The sequence below is a fragment of the Streptomyces sp. NPDC091279 genome, from assembly GCF_044757465.1.
Taxonomy (GTDB): Bacteria; Actinomycetota; Actinomycetes; order Streptomycetales; family Streptomycetaceae; genus Streptomyces.
The window spans coordinates 443,210-464,024 of the sequence record NZ_JBIVVA010000002.1 but is presented as its reverse complement, the minus strand read 5'-3'; the positions used below and the strand labels follow the sequence as shown (position 1 = coordinate 464,024).

At 70.9% G+C, this 20,815-nt stretch carries 20 protein-coding genes and 1 pseudogene; 16 read left to right on the top strand and 5 right to left on the bottom strand.

Translation table 11 applies throughout. The annotated features are described in order from the left end of the window. Positions 1-85 precede the first annotated feature (85 nt). The 6 genes from ACIQOU_RS05645 to ACIQOU_RS05620 all read left to right on the top strand — a co-directional run bounded on the left by ACIQOU_RS05645 (position 86) and on the right by ACIQOU_RS05620 (position 7,036). A complete protein-coding gene (locus ACIQOU_RS05645) occupies positions 86-682 on the top strand; it encodes a TetR/AcrR family transcriptional regulator (RefSeq protein WP_401534119.1) in 597 nt (198 codons plus the stop codon). Between the two features lie 345 nt (positions 683-1,027). Then, positions 1,028-2,362: an ABC transporter substrate-binding protein gene (locus ACIQOU_RS05640; RefSeq protein WP_401534117.1), complete on the top strand. Its 1,335-nt coding sequence runs from the start codon at positions 1,028-1,030 to the stop codon at positions 2,360-2,362. Positions 2,363-2,372: 10 nt separating this feature from the next. Then, complete coding sequence (locus ACIQOU_RS05635) at positions 2,373-3,257, top strand: carbohydrate ABC transporter permease (RefSeq protein ID WP_401534114.1); 885 nt, start codon at positions 2,373-2,375, stop codon at positions 3,255-3,257. Next, positions 3,257-4,180, top strand: coding sequence for a carbohydrate ABC transporter permease (locus tag ACIQOU_RS05630; protein WP_401534112.1), 924 nt, complete (start codon positions 3,257-3,259; stop codon positions 4,178-4,180). The genes ACIQOU_RS05635 and ACIQOU_RS05630 overlap by 1 nt, the downstream gene beginning before the upstream one ends. Then, the gene (locus ACIQOU_RS05625) at positions 4,177-5,781 is read left to right on the top strand and encodes a family 43 glycosylhydrolase (RefSeq protein ID WP_401534110.1); all 1,605 of its coding nucleotides are present in this window, start codon (positions 4,177-4,179) and stop codon (positions 5,779-5,781) included. Before ACIQOU_RS05630 ends, ACIQOU_RS05625 begins: the two co-directional genes overlap by 4 nt. A gap of 208 nt (positions 5,782-5,989) precedes the next feature. Beyond that, entirely contained in the window at positions 5,990-7,036 is a 1,047-nt protein-coding gene (locus ACIQOU_RS05620; RefSeq protein ID WP_401534108.1) for a LacI family DNA-binding transcriptional regulator, read from the top strand. A 51-nt stretch (positions 7,037-7,087) separates the two neighbouring features. Here the strand turns inward: ACIQOU_RS05620 and ACIQOU_RS05615 are convergent, their stop codons facing one another. The 3 genes from ACIQOU_RS05615 to ACIQOU_RS05605 all read right to left on the bottom strand — a co-directional run bounded on the left by ACIQOU_RS05615 (position 7,088) and on the right by ACIQOU_RS05605 (position 9,766). Beyond that, a complete protein-coding gene (locus ACIQOU_RS05615) occupies positions 7,088-8,458 on the bottom strand; it encodes a hypothetical protein (protein ID WP_401534107.1) in 1,371 nt (456 codons plus the stop codon). Between the two features lie 112 nt (positions 8,459-8,570). Continuing rightward, positions 8,571-8,855 (bottom strand): hypothetical protein, encoded by a 285-nt coding sequence (locus ACIQOU_RS05610; protein ID WP_401534106.1) that lies wholly within the window; start codon positions 8,853-8,855, stop codon positions 8,571-8,573. Positions 8,856-9,118: 263 nt separating this feature from the next. Then, positions 9,119-9,766: a ThuA domain-containing protein gene (locus ACIQOU_RS05605; protein WP_401534105.1), complete on the bottom strand. Its 648-nt coding sequence runs from the start codon at positions 9,764-9,766 to the stop codon at positions 9,119-9,121. Between the two features lie 185 nt (positions 9,767-9,951). On the opposite strand from ACIQOU_RS05605, the gene ACIQOU_RS05600 reads away from it, so the two are divergent. Further along, entirely contained in the window at positions 9,952-10,581 is a 630-nt protein-coding gene (locus ACIQOU_RS05600; RefSeq protein ID WP_401534103.1) for a VOC family protein, read from the top strand. 73 nt (positions 10,582-10,654) lie between these two features. Here ACIQOU_RS05600 and ACIQOU_RS05595 read toward each other — a convergent pair. Together ACIQOU_RS05595 and ACIQOU_RS05590 are read right to left on the bottom strand one after the other, a co-directional pair. Beyond that, positions 10,655-10,897, bottom strand: a pseudogene (locus ACIQOU_RS05595) (hypothetical protein); the annotation flags it as partial. Between the two features lies 1 nt (position 10,898). Next, the gene (locus ACIQOU_RS05590) at positions 10,899-12,047 is read right to left on the bottom strand and encodes a YihY/virulence factor BrkB family protein (protein ID WP_401534100.1); all 1,149 of its coding nucleotides are present in this window, start codon (positions 12,045-12,047) and stop codon (positions 10,899-10,901) included. Positions 12,048-12,239: 192 nt separating this feature from the next. Here ACIQOU_RS05590 and ACIQOU_RS05585 point away from each other — a divergent pair, with 192 nt between their 5' ends. From ACIQOU_RS05585 to cysD, 9 genes are all read left to right on the top strand, one after another. Beyond that, positions 12,240-13,874, top strand: coding sequence for an acyl-CoA dehydrogenase family protein (locus tag ACIQOU_RS05585; RefSeq protein WP_401534098.1), 1,635 nt, complete (start codon positions 12,240-12,242; stop codon positions 13,872-13,874). Positions 13,875-14,075: 201 nt separating this feature from the next. Continuing rightward, the gene (locus ACIQOU_RS05580) at positions 14,076-15,350 is read left to right on the top strand and encodes a hypothetical protein (protein ID WP_401534097.1); all 1,275 of its coding nucleotides are present in this window, start codon (positions 14,076-14,078) and stop codon (positions 15,348-15,350) included. 448 nt (positions 15,351-15,798) lie between these two features. Beyond that, positions 15,799-16,371, top strand: a complete 573-nt coding sequence (locus tag ACIQOU_RS05575) for a GNAT family N-acetyltransferase (RefSeq protein WP_401534095.1) — start codon at positions 15,799-15,801, stop codon at positions 16,369-16,371. Positions 16,372-16,508: 137 nt separating this feature from the next. Continuing rightward, positions 16,509-16,592, top strand: a complete 84-nt coding sequence (locus tag ACIQOU_RS05570) for a putative leader peptide (RefSeq protein WP_309500612.1) — start codon at positions 16,509-16,511, stop codon at positions 16,590-16,592. A gap of 130 nt (positions 16,593-16,722) precedes the next feature. Continuing rightward, positions 16,723-18,420 carry a nitrite/sulfite reductase gene (locus ACIQOU_RS05565; RefSeq protein ID WP_401534093.1) on the top strand — a complete coding sequence of 566 codons (1,698 nt, stop codon included), beginning with the start codon at positions 16,723-16,725 and terminating at the stop codon, positions 18,418-18,420. Next, entirely contained in the window at positions 18,417-18,596 is a 180-nt protein-coding gene (locus ACIQOU_RS05560; RefSeq protein ID WP_401534091.1) for a hypothetical protein, read from the top strand. The genes ACIQOU_RS05565 and ACIQOU_RS05560 overlap by 4 nt, the downstream gene beginning before the upstream one ends. Then, positions 18,593-19,303 (top strand): phosphoadenylyl-sulfate reductase, encoded by a 711-nt coding sequence (locus tag ACIQOU_RS05555; RefSeq protein WP_401534090.1) that lies wholly within the window; start codon positions 18,593-18,595, stop codon positions 19,301-19,303. The genes ACIQOU_RS05560 and ACIQOU_RS05555 overlap by 4 nt, the downstream gene beginning before the upstream one ends. Continuing rightward, on the top strand, positions 19,300-19,878 hold the full coding sequence (cysC, locus tag ACIQOU_RS05550) for an adenylyl-sulfate kinase (RefSeq protein WP_401534088.1): 579 nt from the start codon (positions 19,300-19,302) through the stop codon (positions 19,876-19,878). The genes ACIQOU_RS05555 and cysC overlap by 4 nt, the downstream gene beginning before the upstream one ends. Then, the gene (gene cysD / locus ACIQOU_RS05545) at positions 19,875-20,813 is read left to right on the top strand and encodes a sulfate adenylyltransferase subunit CysD (RefSeq protein ID WP_401534086.1); all 939 of its coding nucleotides are present in this window, start codon (positions 19,875-19,877) and stop codon (positions 20,811-20,813) included. Before cysC ends, cysD begins: the two co-directional genes overlap by 4 nt. Positions 20,814-20,815: the final 2 nt, after the last annotated feature.

The window sequence follows — 20,815 nt, the reverse complement described above, 5'->3', positions numbered from 1 at the left end:
TGCCTCAACAGTGATGACTCAGTGAGTCATCACCACCGTAGCACCGATGACGACCCACTGAGTCATCACTGTTAGGGTGGCGAGCATGCCGCGATGGGACCCACACGCCGAAGACCGGCTCCGCGAGGCGGCGCTGGAGCTGTTCCTTGAGCGCGGGTACGAGAACGTGACCGTCGCGGAGATCACCGAGCGGGCCGGGCTGACCCGACGCTCGTTCTCCCGCTACTTCACCGACAAGCGGGACGTGCTGTTCGCTGAATCCGAACACCTTCCGGCCGCCCTCGCCCGCTCCGTCCGGCACGCCGACGACAGCCTCTCCCCCTTCGGGGCCCTCCTGGCCGCTCTCGTGGACGTCGCCGGCGCGGTGGCCGACCAGGCCCCGGCCCCCCTCGCCGCGCAACGGCGCGCGATCGTCCGGGCCAGCCCGGAGTTGCAGGAACGCGGGCGAACCAAGTTCGCCGCGGTGACGGACGCGGTGGCGGACGCGTTGCGGGACCGAGGCGCCGCCGCATCGGAGGCAGCGCTGCTCGCGCACGTCGGCGTCGCCATCTTCCGCACCGCGTTCGAGCGCTGGACCGACCAGCCGGACGACGTCGGCCTACCGGCCCGCATCCGGGAGGCGGCCGCCGAACTCGCCACCAGCCTGGGCACGGTGGACTTCACCACGCCGCCCCGCCCGTGACGCGATCACCGCACAGGGACGAGCGCTGCTTGCGGGCTCCCAGGCACTGAGCCGCGCCGAACCGGTGAAGAGACAAGCCGAGCGCATGTTTCGTAACCGGTTTCTAGGCCTGGCCTGGGCTTCCGTGCGTGCACCGCAAATAGTGGTGGCACGACCCTTGCCCGGAGAGGGAAACGCGGCCTACCTTCACGGCAAGCGGTTTCTACAGCTTCCGCCCGGTGGTTCCCCGTATGTGCGCGCCGTCGGGTGGTCCGGCCGCCGATCCGGTCGGCCCCGGCGCTGCCGTACCCCGCTTCCGCGCACGCCCCCTCTCTTCTGAGAACGCTCCCGAAGGATCTCGGTCAGATGAACTTCAGCAGCTCCCGGAGAAGGTTCGCCCATGCCGCCGTCGCCGGTGTCGCGCTGACGGGTCTGCTCACCGCCTGCGGTGGGTCCGACTCGGGTGGCGGCACCCAGGCCTCCGGCACCGTCACCCTCCCCTACTGGGGGTGGGCGAACGGGCAGGAGGCGGTCGTCAAGGCGTTCAACGCCTCGCACCAGAACGTCAAGCTCAAGTACACCAAGGTCACTGACCAGTTGACCATGCAGAAGCAGCTCACCAACGCCGTCAAGGCGGGGAACGCGCCCTGTCTGGTGCAGAACACCGCCGAGTACGTGACGAGTTGGGTGTCGCAGGGCGCCCTCGCCGACATCAGCCGGTATGTCGGGGCGAAGAAGGCCGAGTTCAACCCCGGGTCGTGGGCGGCCGCGCAGGTGCAGGGCAAGGTGTACGGGGTGCCGACGAGTTCGGCACCCAACTTCACCATCTACCGGGCCGACCTCTTCAAGAAGTACGGGGTCGAAACCCCGCGCACCTGGGACGACTTCATCGCCGCCGGGAAAGTCCTCAAGAAGCACGGCGTGAAGATCACCAACTTCGCCGGGGAGGACCCCAGCACGCTGGAGGTGCTCGCCATGCAGGCCGGTGCGCACTGGTACGCCATCGACGGGGACTCCTGGAAGGTGGACTTCCAGGACGCCGGGTCACTGAAGGCGGCCCAGGTCATCCAGGCGATCATCGACAACGGCCTCAACTCGACGTTGTCGTTCGCCGATTACGCGGCTGTGCAGCGCACCTACGACGAAGGGCACACCGCCACCCGGCAGATCTCCACCTGGCAGATGGCCGGGATGGTGCAGAACTTCACCAAGTCCTTCGGCCAGTGGGCCCTTTCGCCGTGGCCCACCTACGCGGGCGAGGCCGCCAAGACTCCCGCCGGGACCAATCTGACCGGCAGTGTCACGCTGGTGACCCAGCAGTGCGCGCACCAACAGCAGGCCGCCGAGGCCGCGTTGTGGATGTCGACCGACCCCGGCGCGGTGCAGACCCTGGCCAGTCCGACCACCGGCAACGGTGTGATGCCGGCACTGGCCGACAGCGGGTCGTACGTGGGTCGGACCGTCTCCGAGAAGCTGCTCGGGAAGAACTACCCGGCCGCGAAGAAGGTCGTCACGGACAGCCTGGGGACCATCACGACCGACTGGACCTTCGGGCCCGACTGGACCGCCATGTTCACCGAGATGCAGGCCGGGTGGGCCAAGGTGGTCAACAGGGAGCAGACCGTACGGCAGTTGCTCGCGCATATGCAGGCGTGGACGGTCAAGGACCTCACGTCCCGTGGCATCAGCGTCAAGGGCTGAGGGCGAGCCCATGATTCGTTCCCTGCGGTGGAAGGGTGCCGCGTTCACCGTGCCCTTCCAGATCGGTTTCGTGTTTCTGTACGTGCTGCCGATCGGGTACGCCGTCCACCAGTCCCTGTTCCGGGAGCAGCAGTCCGGGTTGGGGCTCGGCGGGTCGACCGAGCGGTTCGCCGGGCTCGACAACTACAGCCGGGGGCTGAGCGATCCGAGCTTCATGGGGTCCGTGCTGCGGGTGGTCGGGTTCGCCTGTGTGCAGATCCCGCTGATGCTCGTCGTCAGCCTGGTGCTGGCCCTGCTGCTGGATGCCGCGACGTCGCGCGTGGCCGGGCGGTTCCGGGTGCTGTTGCTCGTGCCGTACATGATTCCCGGGGTGGTGGCCGCCCTCGTGTGGATCAACCTGTACAGCCCGGACGTCGGTCCGCTGACGCCGTGGGGCAAGGTGCTCGGGTTCGACTGGAACTTCTTCGCGCCCTCGATGGTGTGGCCGGCCATCGGCAACCTCCTCACCTGGCACGGGATCGGCTACAACATGGTCATCCTCTACGCGGCGCTCCAGGGGGTGCCCCGGGAGTTGTTCGAGGCGGCCCGGCTGGACGGTGCCTCGGAGCGGCGGATCGCGTTCAGTATCAAACTCCCGTACGTGCGGGGGGCGTTGGTGCTCACCTGCATGTTGTCGATCATTCAGATGCTGCAAATCTTCAATGAGCCCGAGCTGTTCAGGAACATCACTCCGCAGACCGTCAGCGACAGCTTCACGCCGATCATGGTGATCTACAACCAGGCGTTCAACGCGGGCGATTACCACTACGCGGCCGCCCTTTCGGTGCTGCTCGCCCTGATTCTGGGGGTGGCCTCCTTCCTCTTCTACCGGCTCACCTCGCGGGAGGTCGACTGATGACGCTCACCGAGGAGACGCTCGCGCGGCAGGGGGCGCGGGACGGGGGCGGGGTGCGGCGGCTCAACCGGCCTGACGCACAGGGCAGTTCGCGGGGCGGGCAGCGGTTCTTGTTGGTGGGCCTGGTGCTGGCGAGCGTGTACAGCCTGTTCCCTCTGTGGTGGCTGGTCGTCGCCTCGACGAAGAACCGGACGGGGCTCTATCAGAGCAACGGGCTGTGGTTCGACGGGTGGCATCTCTGGGACAACCTGCGGCAGTTGTTCACCTACGAGGACGGGATCTTTCTGCGGTGGACCGCCAATTCCTTGCTGTACGCGGGAGTTGGCTCGCTCGGCGGCACGCTGATCGCCCTGGCCACCGGATACGGACTGGCACGCTTCGACTTCCCCGGGCGCGGTGCCGTGTTCGCGTGCGTGGTCGGGTCGTTCCTGGTGCCGATCGCGCTGTTGACGTTGCCGTTGTATCTGCTGTTCTCGGCGATCGGGATGGTGGACACGCCCTGGGCGATGCTGATTCCCTGCCTGGTCAATCCGTTCAGTGTCTATCTGGCGAAGGTGTACACCGAGGCCACCGTGCCGTTCGAGCTGCTGGAGGCCGCCCGGATCGACGGGGCCGGGGAGTTGAGGATCTTCTTCAGCATCGTGCTGCGGATGATGACCACGGGTGGGGCAACGGTTTTCCTGCTGGCGTTCGTCAACACGTGGAACGCGTTCTTCCTGCCGCTGACCGTGTTGCGCGGCGAGGAGAACTGGACGCTCAACCTCGGCCTCTACAACTGGTCCGGCAAACGCCTGGAGTCCGGCGTCGACCTGACCAGCCTGGTGCTGACCGGCGCGCTGCTGTCCATCGTCCCGATGGCGGTCATGATGATCGCGCTGCGCCGGTACTGGCGCAGCGGCGTCACCCTGGGGGCCCTGAAGTGACCCTGATCCACAACCCCGTGATCCGCGGGTTCGCCCCCGATCCCTCCCTGGTACGGGTGGGTGACTGGTATTACGTGGCGACCAGTTCCTTCGAATGGTTCCCGACGATTCCGCTGCATCGCTCGCGGGACCTGCGCCGATGGGAGTACGCCGGTCACGTACGGGGGGCCGTGCCGGGCAACTCGCTGGCCGGGGTGCCCGATTCGGGTGGGGTGTGGGCGCCGTCGTTGAGTTGGGACGGTGAGCGGTTCTGGGTGGTGTACGGGGTGGTGCGGTCGGTCGGGACGCCCTACTTCGACGTGGACGTGTATGTGTCGACCGCCGTCGATGTGAGCGGTGCGTGGAGTGCGCCCCGGCGGGTGGCCGCCCATGGGTTCGATCCCGCGCTCTTCCATGACGAGGGGCGGCTGTGGCTGCTCAACCTACAGAACGACCACCGGCCGGGCGGGCGGCGGTTCGCCGGGATCGTGATCACCGAACTCGACCGCGAGACGCTCGCTCCGATCGGGGCCACCCGGCTGCTCCTTCAGCAGGAACGCCTCATCGAGGGGCCGAAGTTGGTGCGGCGGGGCGGGTGGTTCCACCTCGTGGTCGCGGAGGGCGGGACCGGGTTCGAGCACGGGGTGCGGGTGGCGCGCGCCCGCTCGGTCACCGGGCCCTACACGTGGGACGAACGGCCGCTGCTCACCTCCCGCGACGACCCTTCCCTGCCGCTACAGAAGGCCGGGCACGGGGAGTTGGTGCGGTTGGGCGGGGACGGTGAGGAGTGGGTGCTGAGCCATCTCGCGGCCCGGCCGATCGCCACGCGGGAGGGGCCGCGGTGTCCGCTGGGGCGGGAGACCGCGCTCCAGGCCGTGGTCTGGGACGCGGACGGGTGGCCCCGGCTGCGGCAGGGCGGGCACCATCCGGCGGTCGAGGTGGAGGTCGCCACCGAGGTGAGCAACGTTCCCGAGGGGCCCCAAGTCACGCACATCCACGGCGAGTTGGGGTGGCCATGGAGTACGTTGCGGGCTCCGGTCGATTCCTCGTGGGCGGACGTCACCGCCCGGCCGGGGGCCGTTCGGCTGCGGGGGCGGCACGGGCCCGAGTCGTGGTGGGCGCGGAGCCTGCTCGCGCAGCGGATCACCGAGCACCGGGCCGAGGCCGAGGTCACCGTCGAGGCGCGGCCGGACACCTTCACGCAGGCCGCCGGGCTGCTCCTCTACTACAACACCGACGCCTACCTCAGCCTGGATCTCACCTGGGCCGAGCCCGCCGGTGAGGTGCAGCGCGGGCAGCAGTGGGGCGGTGGGCGGGGGCGGACCGTGTTGCGGCTGGTGGAGCGTGGGGAGGACGGGGCGCGTGAGGTCGCCGTGGTGGATGTCGAGGCCGGGGTGCCGGTGACGTTGGGGGTGTCGGTCGAGCGGGCGGAGGCCCGGTTCTGGTGGCTGCGGGACGGGGTGCGGACGCCGGTCGGGCCGGTGCTGGACTTCGGGCGGCTCTCCGACGACCACGGGTCACGGCTGCGGTTCACGGGCGCGATGGCCGGCATCCACGCCATGGATCTCGTCGACGCGACGTTCACGGCTGATTTCACCGGGTTTCGCCTGGTCTGCGGGTAGCCGCGAGGAGGCCCGGGAAGGGTGCTTCTGTTCGAGGTTTCGAAAGTTCCGGTCCGCCGCAGACCTGCGAAGTCCCGCCTCTTCCCGCCGTCTTGCCGGGTACCTAGGGTGGGAAGCGCTTACCCCCGGGTCGGTCGTCCTCCGGCGTGGAAGGGGCGGTGGTCGAAACTTTCGATGGCCCCCGGGCGGGCCGGAGAGGCGGTGCCCTGTGGTCCGTTCGGGGAGTGCGCGCGTGGCGGCCGGTCCGACGCTGGCGGTCGTGGCGCGGGAGGCGGGCGTGTCGGTGCCGACCGCCTCCAAGGTCGTCAACGGCCGTGAGGACGTGGCACCCGAGACGCGGCGCCGGGTGACGGAGGCCCTGGACCGGCTCGGCTATGTGCGCAGGCCTCGTTTCGACGTGGCGAAGGTGCCCGCTCTGATCGACCTCGTGGTGACTTCGCTCGGCACCTCTTGGTCGGGTGCGGTGCTGCACGGGGTGGAGGCGGCGGCGCACGACGCGGGACTTGAGGTGGTGGTGTCGGCGGGGCTCGACCGGACCCGGGGCGGGCGCCGCGAACAGGGCTGGCTGGACAAGCTGATCGCCCGCGGATCGTCCGGAGTCCTGTTCCATCTGGCGGAGTTGACGCCGGCGCAGTACGCGTGGCTGACGCAGCACCGGATTCCGTTCGTGATGATCGACCCGGTGCTCGAACCGCCGTCGGGCGTGGTGTCGGTCGGCGCCGCCAACTGGCAGGGCGGGGTCACCGCGACCGAGCATCTGCTCGCCCTCGGCCATGAGCGCATCGCGGTCGTCGCGGGCCACCAGCACAAGATGTGCAGCAGCGCGAGGGTGGCCGGTTACCGTTCCGCGCTCGCCTCGGCGGGCGTGCGGCACCGCCCGGAGTATGTGCGGCACGCCGGGTTCGACGAGAGCGTGGCCCGCCGCCGGATGCTGGACCTGCTCGATCTGCCCGAGCCGCCGACGGCGGTGTTCGTATGCTCGGACCGGATGACGCTGGGCGTCTACGAGGCGCTGGTGCAGCGGGAGTTGAGGGTGCCGGACGACATCAGCGTGATCGGCTTCGACGACCTCCCCGAGTCCCGTTGGCTCGCCCCCGCCCTCACCACCGTTCGCCAGCCGCTGTCGGAGATGGCGGCCACCGCGCTGCGGCTGCTGGTGCGTATGAGGGACGGCGAACGGCCCGAGAGTACCCGGACCGAACTGTCGACGCGGCTGGTGCGACGGGCCAGTACGGGACCCGCGCCGGTGACGTAGCAGCACGGCACGCTCAACGGGCCTACGGCGACGTGCGGTTGGCGGACACGCTCAACGGGCTTGCGGCGAGGCCTGGTTGACAGGAGTCCCCAACGACCGTGCAGGCACCGGTGGTTCACGGGTGGGCCGGAGCTTGCGGGCCGTCGCGCGCAGCAGGCGGAGCAGGAGCCAGCCGGTGCCGACGAACGGCAGGGCGAGGAGGACCACGTCGATCAGGGCCACCAGGGTGGACCAGAGCTGCTCGTGTCCGGCGGCCGTCGTCGCGGCGTGGGCCTGGTCGGCCAGGGCACCGAGCGCGGTGCTCGTGATCCTGGGCAGGTTCCACAGGCCGTAGCCGAGGTCGGCGAGCATGAGCGGCACCAGGGTGAGGACCCAGACGGTCACGATCGTGCGGGCCCTGCGGGTGAGGACGGGCACCGGCTCGGCCGGGCGCCCGCTGCGGACGCGGCGCGGCAGCAGACCCCGCAGCAGCGGGCCGATCCTGCCGTAGAGGTCGGGGACGCCCGCGACGTCGGTGAGGATGTAGTAGCCGTCGAGCCGTGCGGTGGGCATCAGTTGCTCGAAGATCTCGAGGTGGCCCAGGTAGATCGCCGCGAGGAACACGGGGTGCCCGGTGCCGGCGTAGGCCGCGAGGAGCAGCAGCATGAAGACGACGTTGAAGTAGACGCCGCCGAGGTCCGTGCGCAGGCGTCCGGCGCGGGTGGCCCGGTAGACGTCGGTGACGTCGGTGTAGAGCGAGGGCCAGATGAGGTAGAGGCCGCAGCCGATGCGTCCGGGGGTGGCACCGGCGTGGTGGCAGGCCGAGGCGTGCCCGAACTCGTGGAAGACCAGGGACGCCACGATCAGGGCGAAGACGGTCAGCAGCGGGAGGGGTCGGCTCAGGGTGTCCAGGAGGGCCGGGATCGCCCCGTGGACGAGGAACAGCCAGCCGTCCATGGCCAGCGCCGCGCCCAGCACCAGCACGGTCACCGTCGGGCGGTGCAGCCACGCCAGCGCGCGGGCGGCCCTGCGGACCTGGGCCGGCGGGACGAGGGTGCGGCGGCCCATCAGGCCGAGGAGCAGGTCGTTGCGGGGCGCGTCGGCGGTCACGGCGGTCGGGGCACCGGGCTCCGCGATCACCCCTAGGGGGTGGAGTTTCCGTGCCACGAGATGGCGGATGTTGTCGGCGCTGACGTCTTTTCCGAACGCCTGGCCGACGCGTTCGGCGATGGTCTCGCTGTTTCTCGCACCGTCGATCTCCTGGGCGACGAGAAAGAGCAGAAAAGAGAGCTGGACCATCTGGCCGTCACCCCGGCGGGCGAGAAATACGGGATTCTCGTACTCCGCACCTTGGTAGCGGCCCAGTAATTCGAGACCTTCGGTACGGCGCGGGACGTCCGCGTCCGCCGTGGCCGACATCATTCCTTCATCCGGTGCGGGCATGTCCCGAGCGTTTCTCTCTTCAGCCGGAAGCCGGTGCGGCGCGGGGCGCACGGGGGCCTGCGTCGCCGCGCACCGCACCGGCCGATTCCCCCGCCGGGGGCGGGGAGTCGCGTCAGCGCTGGGGGTGCCCGTGGTGGCCCGGCGCGTGGTGCGTGGGCGCGTGGTGGACCGGTGCGTGGTGGCCCGGCGCGTGGTGAACGGGCAGGTGGTGGACCGGCGCGTGGTGGTGGTGCCCGTGGTGGCCGTGGCCGCCGGGCTCGGGGTGGTGGTGGACCGGCGGGGCGCAGGTCACGCCGTGGTGGGCCGGGGTCGTGCAGTGGAACTTGAGGACGCCAAGGGCCTCTCGGCTCGGCAGCAGGCCCGCGACCTGGGCGTCGAGTTCGGCTTCGTTGAGCATGTGCTTACCGCTTTCTTGAATACCCGGAACGGGAATGTGAGTCCCCTTCCGCCCCGGGTCTCCGGTTTTCCTGTGAAGGACGCTAGGCGCGCTCCAACACCGACGCAAGCGGCGCTCCGCGTTTCGCCGACCAAAACGCGGTCAAGCAGCACAAAGACGGACCCAATAAAGCCGTGATAAACGAACAGGGCACTCGCTCGCGTGAGCGATATTTATTGATTATGCAGCGGAAGTGATCGGGAGAATCGCGGAAATGATCGGGGTCATCCGCGCCCGGTCGCCCACTCCAGTCCGCCCCGTAGGTGGGCGCGGAAGTCCTCGTCGGCGTAGGCCTCCGTGGCGTGGCCGAGGGAGGTGTAGAAGACCCGGCCCGCCGCTTGGGCGCGGCACCAGGCCAACGGATGGTCGGGGCCCATCGCGCCGCCCTCGTAGGACGTCTCGTCGGCGCTGAGCAGGACCCGCACCGAACTCCGGGGATTGGAGCGGAAGTCGTACCACTCGTCGGTGAACTCCCAGACGGCGGGCAGGTGTCGGGTCGCCGGATGGTCACGGTCGTCGGTGATCACCCGGCCCGGCTGACAGGCGGGGTGCCGGTCGAAGCGGGCGCCCAACAGGTCGCCGTAGTAGGGCCATTCGTACTCCGTGCAGGCCGCCGCGTGCACCCCGACGAAGCCGCCGCCCCCGTCGACGTACGCGGCGAGCCGTTCCCGGCCTGCCGGGGTGAGCACCTCGCCGCTGGTGGACAGGAACACCACGGCCGCGTACCCGTCCAACTCCCCTTCCAGTACGGCCGGGTCCTCCGTGTGGTCCACGGGATGGTGAGCCAGCTCGCGAACGGCGGTGACGGCGGCCGGGATGGAGTCGTGCCGGTAGGCGGTGGTACGGGTGAAGACCAGGAGTCGGGGCGTCATGGGACCGAGCCTATGCGGGCGGTCCGGCGGGGAACGGGTACCGGGCGCGCCGACGGTTTCGGGGGCGGCGGCCTGTTCGAGCGGGGGCCGTTCGTTTGCGTGGGGGCCGATGGTGTCGCCGGAGGGGGTGGCTCCGCCGCGAGGGTGTTCCGCTGCCGGGGCGCCGCTGCGTAGGCTCGGGCCCGATGAACGCGATTCCTGCCCTGCTGGACCACTTGGTCCTCGCGACCCCCGATCTGGCCGCGACCGTCGCCGAGTTCACCCGGCGCACCGGCGTGACCCCCGCGCCCGGTGGTGCGCACGTCGGCTTCGGCACCCGCAACCACCTGGTGTCCCTGGGTGGTTCGCGCTACCTGGAGATCGTCGGACCCGACCCGGAGCAGCCCGATCCCGACGGGCGCCGGCCGTTCGACGTCGACGCTCTCGCCGGTGCGCGGACGGCGACCTGGGCGATCAGCCCGCCCGACCTCGACGCCGCCGTCGCCGCCGCGCGCGCCCGGGGTTACGACCCCGGTGACATCCGCCCGATGAGCCGGCGTCGACCCGACGGCGTCCTCCTGGAGTGGCGCCTGACCGACGGCGACACCGCGCACCCGTCCGGTCTGGTGCCGTTCCTCATCGACTGGCGCGGCGCGGCGCACCCGGCGTCGGGCCTGCCCGTCACTCCGCTGCTGGAGTTGACCGTGACGTCACCCGAACCGGCCGAGATCCAGGCCCTGTTGGCGACCCTGGACGTCCGACTCGACGTGCGGAAAGGGCCGGTGGCCCTGTCGTTCACCGTGGACACACCCCGGGGCCCGGTCACGTTCGGGTAGGGCCCCTGGTCGTGTCCGTTTCCTTCAAGACCGGCCGTCGGTTCGCACCGCTGCCCGACCGGCCGTTGCCCAACTAGCCTCTGTCTGCTGAGTCGTTGTCCGGCCGGGCCAGCAGTTCCCGCAGCGGCACTCCGGTCAACTCCTTGACGTCTCTTGCCAGATGGGCCTGGTCGGCGAATCCGGCCCGGGTCGCCGTGTCCGCGTACGGCACCCTGTCCCGGGCCAGCCGCAACGCCCGCTGGAGGCGCAGCACCCGCCCCGCGCCCGCCCCGCCGGACGGCACCCTGGACCTGTTCCCCCCTCGCGCTCCCCTCCCCCTACTCCCCGTCCTCCTTGGGTGGGTGGGGGTGGTGGTGGGTGTTCTTCGCGTGGGTGCGGAGGCGGGACGTGACGTCTTCCGGGGGGAGGAAGCGGGACCAGCGTTCCGGGAACTCGGACGGCATGTCGGGGTCGTCGTCCGGGTCGTCGTCGGCGAGGGCCGCCGCGCGGGCCACGTACTCGGCGACCTGGGCCTCGCGCAGCCGTTCGTTGGCGGCGCGGGCGGCGGCGGTCGCGGCGGCCGGCCAGACCCGGTCGATCGCGGCGTTGACCGCCGCCCCGACGAGCACGGCGAACGCGGCCACGCCGATCCACAGCAGGACGGCGACGGGCGCGGCGAGCGAGCCGTAGATGGTGGGGCCCTCGACCGTCCTGGTCAGGTAGATGCGCAGCAGGAAGCTGCCGAGCACCCACATCGCCAGGGCCACCAGGGCGCCGGGGACGTCCTCGATCCAGGGCGAACGGACCGGCACGGAGACGTGGTAGAGCGTCGTCAGGAAGGCGATCGACAGAAGGATGACGACCGGCCAGTACAGGACCTGGACGACGGTGGTGGACCAGGGGACGACGTTCACCACGGCGTCCGGGCCCGCCACCATCAGCGGCAGCGCGATCGAACCGATCAGCAGCGCGGCGATGAAGAGGAGGAAGGCGACCAGCCGGGTCTTGACGATGCCCCGGACGCCGTCGAGGCCGTACATGACGGTGATGGTGTCTATGAAGACGTTCACCGCGCGGGAGCCGGACCACAGGGCGAACAGGAAGCCGATGGAGATGACGTCGGGCCGGCCGCCCTTCATCACGTCGTGCAGGATCGGCTGGGCGATCTCGGCGACGCCCCGGTCGGACAGGACCGTCCGCGACGCCTCCAGGATGTTGTGCTCCAGGCTCTGGATGGTGTCGGCGCCGGTCCAGTCGTCGACGTAGCCGAGCAGGCCGATCATGCTGAGGAGCAGCGGCGGCACGGAGAGCAGGGTGAAGAACGCGGCCTCGGCGGCGAGGCCCAGGATGCGGTACTCCATGCAGGAGTTGACGGTGTCCTTGAGCAGCAGCCAGGCGGTCCTGCGCTTGGAGACGTTCCGGTAGAGAGCGCGGGCCCGGTGGAGACGGCCGGCCGGCGTCTGCGGGGGTTCACTTGCTGACTGCACGCGCTAAAGGTATCCGCCGTTGCCGAGTGCGCTCATCCCGCGCCCCCACCGTTCCCACCTGGAACGTGTCTGATGCGCACCATTTTTCGGTGCCGCCCGCGAGGGAGTGCCCCGGGCGACCGTGCGGCGGGGCGATCGGGGTGTCGTGTCCGTCCGGTGCCGGACGACGTTCGCCGAGGTAGGTTCGCCCGCATGGCAGGTACCACGCATGACGTGACCAATCAGGCCCCGCCGCTGGTCGGCTACGACGTCTTCGGGGCCGACCGGGTGCTCACGGAGGCCGTCGAACGGCATCTGGCGCCGGAGCTGCTCGATCAAGCGCGCGACGGGCTGGGCGAACTGGGGCGGGCCACCGGGTCCGCGCAGGTGCAGGAGTGGGCGGCGCAGGCCAACGACCATCCGCCCCGGCTGCGGACCCATGACGCGACCGGCGTCCGGATCGACGAGGTCGACTTCCATCCGGCGTGGCACCGGCTGCTCGGCAAGGGGGTCGGCGCCGGTCTGACGTCGGCCTGGAACCGGCCCGGCGGGCAGGTCCGCCGGGCCGCCGCCTTCGTGGTGTGGACGCAGGCCGAGGCCGGCAACTGCTGCCCCCTGTCGATGACCCACGCGGCGGTGCCCGCGCTGCGCACCGACCCGGAGCTGGCCGCCGAGTGGGAACCGCGGCTGACGTCGACGGTGTACGACCGGGGGTTGCGGCCCGTGCGGCTCAAGGCCGGGGCGTTGTTCGGGATGGGCATGACGGAGAAGCAGGGCGGCAGCGACGTCCGGGCCCTCAGCACCGTGGCGCGGCCGCTCGCCGAGGACGGCACCTATGAGCTGACGGGGCACAAGTGGTTCTGTTCGGCGCCGATGTCGGACGGTTTTCTGGTGCTGGCGCGGGCGGCGGGCGGGCTCACCTGTCTCCTGGTGCCACGCCTGCTGCCGGACGACAGCCGAAACGTTTTCCTGCTGCAACGGCTCAAGGACAAGCTCGGCAACCGTTCGAACGCGTCGGGCGAGGTCGAGTTCGACGGGACGTGGGCGCGGCGGGTGGGCGAGGAGGGGCACGGGGTGCGGACCATCATCGAGATGGTCGCCGCGACCCGGCTCGACTGCGTGCTCGGCTCGGCGGGGCTGATGCGGCAGGCCGTGGCGCGGGCGGTGCACCACTGCGGCCACCGCGAGGCGTTCGGGGCGCTCCTGGTCGACCAGCCGTTGATGCGCAATGTGCTGGCCGACCTGGCGCTCGAATCGGAGGCGGCGACCACCCTGGGGCTGCGGCTCGCGGCCGCGTACGACGACGGGGGTGAGCAGGAGCGGGCGTTTCTGCGGCTGGCGGTGCCGGTGGCGAAGTACTGGGTGACGAAGCGCTGTTCGGCGGTGGTGGTGGAGGCCGCCGAGTGCCTGGGGGGCAACGGCTATGTGGAGGAGTCGGGGTTGCCGAGGCTGGTGCGCGAGTCGCCGCTCAACTCGGTGTGGGAGGGCGCCGGGAACGTGCAGGCGCTGGACGTGCTGCGGGCGTTGCGGCGGGAGCCGGCGGCGTTGGACGCCTATCTGCGGGAGGTGGGACAGGCGCGGGGCGCGGACCACCGGCTGGACGGGGCGATCCGGGAGCTGCTGACCGAACTGGCCGATCTGGCGGGCGTGGAGGGGCGGGCGCGGCGGCTGGCGGAGCGGCTCGCGCTGGTGTTGCAGGGCGCGCTGCTGGTCCGGTTCGCGCCGCCCGAGGTGGCCGACGCGTTCTGCGCCGCGCGGCTGGGCGGCGACGGCGGGGCGACGTTCGGGACGCTGCCGTCGACGTTGGATCTGGCGTCGGTGGTGGAGCGGGCCCGGCCGGTGCACTGAGGCCAGGGTGACCTTACCGAGGGCCCTCGGCGGGCCAATTGGTCACTGTGTGTGCTCAACGGGTGGCATCTTCCGCATATTTGAGAGGTCTTCGGCCCACGCCGTACCGGACTGCCGTAGCATCCCGGTACGGGCCACCCCACCTGCTCCTGGACCAACACACGGACCAACAGACGCAGTTGGCTCGCCTCGGGAGGTTCGATGACGCAACGTGGCAGACACCGCAGACAGCGGCGCGGCAAGGCGGTGCGCGCCTTCCTGGCCGGAACGGCCCTCGCGCTCACCGCCGCCGCCACCATGATCAGCGCCTCGCAGGCCACGGTCGGCGACGACCCCGGCGCCCTCAAGCCCCTCGCCGTCTCCGCCGACACGGCCGGGCTGCGCCTTCAGGAGAACCTCGTTCCCCAGCGGACGCTCGACCGGCTGGCCTCGGCGATGGGCAGGCCGGTCGGGGTGCGCGCGGTCCTCGACGACGCCGACCGCAGCCTGCGCACCGGCGCCGGGTGCCGGGCCTCGGAGCGGGCGGCGCTGCCCGTGGAACCGGCGGCCACGCGCGCGTACTGCTGGAGCGACGTCGACACCCGGGGCTGGCAGCCCGGCGCCGTCACCACCTCGGGGGACGCGGACGACGACGGCCACTGGGGCGCGGACCGGGTGATCCTCTCCGGCTGGAGCGAGGACACCGGCGACGCGGCCCGGCCCGGTCTGGCCCGGGTCGCCTTCATCGACGCCACCGACCCCCAACACCTCAGCTACACCTGGGCGTTGCTCACCGTGCCGGTCGACGGCGGCCGGAGCTACCGGGGGCTGCCCTCGGCCGTGTCCGGCATGGTCTGGTACCAGGGCAAGCTGCTGGTGACCACGGCCGACGGGCTGTACGTCTACGACATGCACCGCGTCCAGCGGACCAGCGTGGCGGGCACCGGCGTCGGACGGGTGCGCGGCGGTTTCGCGGCCGACGGCTACCGGTACGCGTTGCCCGCCGTCGGCGTCTACCGCACCGTCGGCCCGGGTCCCCGGCCCGCGGCGCTCTCCCTGGACCGCAGTACCGCGCCGGACAGCCTGGTGGCGAGCGAGCGGGTCCCGGCGGACAGTGAGCGGCCCACCCGGCTGTGGCGTTGGGCGTTCAGTTCCGACGCGGGGAAGGCGGGGCTGCTGGCCACCGACTCCGGCGGGCGGGCGGTCGCCGAGGAGGCGTACGAGTCCAGGGCGGCCGGGGTGCGGGGCGTGCTGTCGTACGGGGCGCACTGGTACCTGGACCGGGCCGTCGGCTCGGGCGCCGGGCACGGCACGCTGTGGCGGCAGGACACCGAGGACGCGCGGGCCGCCGCGTGCGGCACGGACGACACCCGGCGCTGCTGGAGCGACGGGGCGGGGTCGCTGTCCTACTGGGAGGAGACCGGCGAGGTCTGGTCCCAGTCCGGGAAGATGCTGTTCGCACTACCACTGATGTCGATCGACAGGGCAGTGGGCTGACAGGGCTGCGGACTGACCGGGCTGCGGGCTGACAAGGCCGCTGACTGACAAGGCTGTTGGCCAGGGAGATGCCCCTAGGGACCCGGCAAGGTCGAGCCCCTACGGGCGGCCCTCCGGGCGGCCCTCCGGGCAGGCTCCGGCGGATTCGGGGCAGGTTCGGCGGGCTGGAGCCACCTAGGGAACCCGGAAGGGTCTGCCCCTACGGGACCCAGCAGGGTCGAGCCCCTAGGGGACCCGGTCGGGGCTGGCACCTAGGGAGCGTCCCCTAATGAGACCGGCCCCCTAGGGAGCGCCCCTTGGTCCGCCCCCGGCGCCTCCCTCAAGGGCTCCCCCCTCCCGGCGTCCCCCAGGCCTCCCCCGGCCTCCCCCGGCCTCCCCCGGCCTCCCCCGTCGGACAAATCCCCCGCTCCATCGACAGATGTCCTGGTCGGATGATTCCCTGGCCCGCATGACGAACGTGCCCGTGACCACCTGGTCCCTGGAGCAGACCGCGCCGACCGATCTCCTGCCGGCCGCCGCGCCGGACGGCGATGTCCGGGTCGTCCGCTCCGAGGTGCCCTCCCCCGAGTTCAGCCGGTTCCTGTACGCGTCGGTCGGCGGCGACATCCGCTGGGCCGACCGGCTGCGCTGGAGCTACGCACGGTGGTCGGAGCACCTGGAGCGGCCGGGCGTGGAGACATGGGTCGCCTACGACCGGGGCACGCCGGCGGGCTATGTGGAACTGGAGCCGCAGGACGACGGCGCCGTGGAGATCGTCTACTTCGGGCTGCTGCCCGCCTTCCGGGGCCGCCGGATCGGCGGACATCTGCTGGCGACCGGCACCGCCCGCGCCTGGGACCTGGCCGAACGCTGGCCCGGACGCTCGGTGACCAAGCGGGTCTGGTTGCATACGTGCAGCAAGGACGGGGAGCACGCGATGGCCAATTACCTGCGCCGGGGCTTCACCCTCTTCGACACCAAGGTCGAGGAGGAGCCGGACGGTCCGCCGACCGGTCCGTGGCCCGGCGCCCACCCCGCCTGACCTGCGCTCACTCTCCGTACCCGGGAGCTGCCCCGCGATTGTGACCAACGACACGCCCGTCTCGCTCTACGAGACAGGAGTGTCCGCATGACGGACGAAGCTGGACTGTGTCCAGAACGCCGTGACACGCTTCCGTCATGTCTGGAACTGGGATTGCCTTGGTGAGTCGGCGACACGTCGACCTCGGCCGCATGTCCAGCGCCATCTGTCCGGCGGGCTGACAGTCCCAGCACCGCCGACGTCTCCCCCGCTTTTTCCCTGGCCGACCGCGCAATGGCGCGCGGGTCCGCCCATGCGCCCGAACGCGCAGGTAAGAGCCGCCTTCCCGCCTGTCCCGGAGGACGTACAACCATGGCCGCCACCCCGCAATCGCCCGACGCCGCGTCCGCCCGCCGCAAGGCGAGCCGACACCGCGGCGAAGGCCAGTGGGCCGCGGGGCACTTCACCCCGCTCAACGGCAACGAGCAGTTCAAGAAGGACGACGACGGTCTCAATGTGCGGACACGCATCGAGACGATCTATTCGAAGCGTGGCTTCCAGTCGATCGACCCCAACGACCTGCGTGGCCGGATGCGCTGGTGGGGCCTCTACACCCAGCGCAAGCCCGGGATCGACGGCGGCAAGACCGCGATCCTGGAGCCCGAGGAGCTGGACGACGAGTACTTCATGCTGCGCGTCCGCATCGACGGCGGTCGGCTCACCACCGCCCAGCTGCGGGTGATCGGCGAGATCTCGCAGGAGTTCGCGCGCGGCACCGCCGACCTCACCGACCGGCAGAACGTCCAGTACCACTGGATTCGGATCGAGGACGTCCCCGAGATCTGGAACCGCCTGGAGGCCGTCGGCCTGTCCACCACCGAGGCCTGCGGTGACACCCCCCGCGTGATCCTCGGCTCGCCCGTCGCCGGTATCGCCGAGGACGAGATCATCGACGGCACCCCGGCCGTGGACGAGATCCAGCGCCGGATCATCGGGGACAAGGCGTTCTCGAACCTGCCCCGCAAGTTCAAGTCGGCGATCTCCGGTTCGCCGTTGCTCGATGTGGCGCACGAGATCAACGACATCGCGTTCGTCGGTGTCGTCCACCCGGAGCACGGCCCCGGCTTCGACCTGTGGGTCGGCGGCGGGCTGTCCACCAACCCGAAGATCGGCCAGCGGCTCGGCGCCTGGGTCCCGCTGGACGAGGTGCCGGACGTCTACGAGGGCGTCATCTCGATCTTCCGCGACTACGGCTACCGGCGGCTGCGCACCCGCGCCCGGCTGAAGTTCCTGCTCGCCGACTGGGGCACCGAGAAGTTCCGCCAGGTCCTGGAGGACGAGTACCTCAAGCGCAAGCTGGTCGACGGCCCCGCGCCCGACCAGCCCGTCGCCCGCTGGCGCGACCACGTCGGGGTGCACCGCCAGAAGGACGGTCTCTTCTACGTCGGGTTCGCGCCGCGCGTCGGCCGGGTCGACGGCACCACCCTCACCAAGATCGCCGAGGTCGCCGAGGCACACGGCTCGGGCCGGGTCCGCACCACCGCCGAGCAGAAGATGATCGTGCTCGACGTGCCCCAGGACCAGGTCGACTCCCTGGTGGCCGGCCTGGAGGCGCTGGACCTCTCGGTGCGCCCCTCGCCGTTCCGGCGCGGCACCATGGCCTGCACCGGCATCGAGTACTGCAAGCTCGCCATCGTCGAGACCAAGGCGCGCGGCGCCGCCCTCATCGACGAACTGGAGCGCCGCATCCCGGAGTTCGAGGAGCCGCTCACCATCAACATCAACGGCTGCCCGAACGCCTGTGCCCGCATCCAGGTCGCGGACATCGGTCTCAAGGGGCAGCTGGTCCTCAACGACCAGGGCGAGCAGGTCGAGGGCTACCAGGTCCACCTCGGCGGCGCGCTCGGTCTCGAAGCCGGTTTCGGCCGCAAGGTCCGTGGCCTGAAGGTCACCTCCGACGAGCTGCCCGACTACATCGAGCGGGTGCTCGGCCGGTTCCAGGAGGAGCGGGAGGACGGCGAGCGGTTCGCCGCCTGGGCCTCGCGCGCCTCGGAGGAGGCCCTGTCATGAGCGAGCGGGCCGCACCCTTCTACTGCCCCTACTGCGGGGACGAGGACCTGCGTCCGAGCGAACAAGGTCATGGCGCGTGGGAATGCGCGGCATGCAGTCGCGCCTTTCAGCTGAAGTTCCTCGGGCTGCTCGCCCGGGGACCGAAGCCCACCGACGCAGCGGGAGACCAGACATGACCGCCGTTCAGGAGAAGGACCGCACCACCGACCTCAAGGCGCTCGCCGAGCGGGCGGGCCGGGAGCTGGAGGACGCCTCCGCGCTGGAGATCCTCCAGTGGGCGGGCGACACCTTCGGCCGGGAGTTCTGCGTGACCTCCTCGATGGAGGACGCCGTCGTCGCCCACCTCGCCTCCCGCGCGCTGCCCGGCGTCGACGTCGTCTTCCTCGACACCGGCTACCACTTCCCGGAGACCATCGGCACCCGGGACGCGGTCGAGGCCGTGATGGACGTCAACGTCCTCACGCTCACCCCGCGTCAGACGGTCGCCGAGCAGGACGCCGAGTACGGTCCCCGGCTCCACGACCGTGACCCCGACCTGTGCTGCAACCTGCGCAAGGTGCAGCCGCTCGAACAGGGGCTGACCTCGTATCTGGCCTGGGCGACCGGGCTGCGCCGCGACGAGTCGCCGAGCCGGGCGAACACCCCGGTCGTCGGCTGGGACGAGAAGCGGCAGAAGGTCAAGATCTCCCCGATCGCCCGCTGGACGCAGGACGACGTGGACGCGTACGTCGCCGAGCACGGCGTGCTGACCAACCCCCTGCTGATGGACGGCTACGCCTCCGTCGGCTGTGCCCCCTGCACCCGCCGGGTGCTGGCGGGCGAGGACGCCAGGACCGGTCGTTGGGCAGGAAGCGCCAAGACCGAGTGCGGGCTGCACGGATGACGCACCGCGACCACACCGCCGACATCCAGGAGAGTGACGTGACGACCGGAGCCACCGTCTGGCTCACGGGTCTGCCGAGCGCCGGCAAGACCACCATCGCCAACGAGCTGGCCGCCCGGCTGCGCTCCGAGGGCCACCTCGTGGAGGTGCTCGACGGCGACGAGATCCGCGAGTTCATCTCGGCGGGCCTCGGCTTCAGCCGCGCGGACCGGTACACCAACGTGCAGCGCATCGGGTACCTCGCCGGGCTCCTCACCCGCAACGGCGTCAAGACGCTGGTGCCGGTGATCGCGCCCTACGCCGACAGCCGGGACGCGGTGCGCAAGCGGCACCAGGAGGACGGCGCCCCGTACCTGGAGATCCATGTGGCGACGCCGGTCGAGGTGTGCGGCGAGCGGGACGTGAAGGGGCTGTACGCCAAGCAGGCGGCGGGCGAGCTGACCGGGCTCACCGGCGTCGACGACCCGTACGAGGAGCCCGAGGCTCCGGATCTGCGCATCGAGTCGCAGCACCAGACCGTTCAGGAGTCCGCGGCGGCTGTGCACGCGCTGCTCACCGAGAGGGGACTGGCATGACGACGACCGCCGCGACCGTGAACGAGGGTACGGACAGCCCGTACGCCCTCTCCCACCTGGACGCCCTGGAGTCCGAGGCGGTGCACATCTTCCGTGAGGTGGCGGGTGAGTTCGAGCGGCCGGTGATCCTGTTCTCCGGCGGCAAGGACTCCATCGTCATGCTCCACCTGGCGCTGAAGGCGTTCGCCCCGGCGTCGGTGCCGTTCTCGCTGCTGCACGTGGACACCGGGCACAACTTCCCCGAGGTGCTGGAGTACCGGGACCGCACGGTCGAGCGGCACGGGCTGCGGCTGCATGTCGCGTCCGTGCAGGACTACATCGACCGCGGGGTGCTGCGGGAGCGTCCCGACGGGACCCGCAACCCGCTCCAGACACTGCCGTTGACGGAGAAGATCCAGGCGGAACGGTTCGACGCCGTCTTCGGGGGCGGGCGGCGTGACGAGGAGAAGGCCCGTGCGAAGGAACGTGTCTTCTCCCTGCGCGACGAGTTCTCCCAGTGGGACCCGCGCCGCCAGCGCCCCGAACTGTGGAACCTCTACAACGGCCGCCACGCCCCCGGCGAGCATGTGCGGGTCTTCCCGCTGTCCAACTGGACCGAGCTGGACGTCTGGCAGTACATCGCCCGTGAGGACATCGAGCTGCCGCAGATCTACTTCGCCCATGAGCGCGAGGTGTTCCGGCGCGCGGGGATGTGGCTGACCGGCGGCGAGTGGGGCGGCCCGAAGGACGGCGAGAGCGTCGAGCGGCGGCTGGTGCGCTACCGCACCGTCGGCGACATGTCCTGCACCGGCGCCGTCGACTCCGACGCGACGACGCTGGAGGCCGTGATCACCGAGATCGCCGCCTCCCGGCTCACCGAGCGCGGCGCGACCCGCGCCGACGACAAGATGTCCGAGGCCGCGATGGAAGACCGCAAACGCGAGGGGTACTTCTAAGC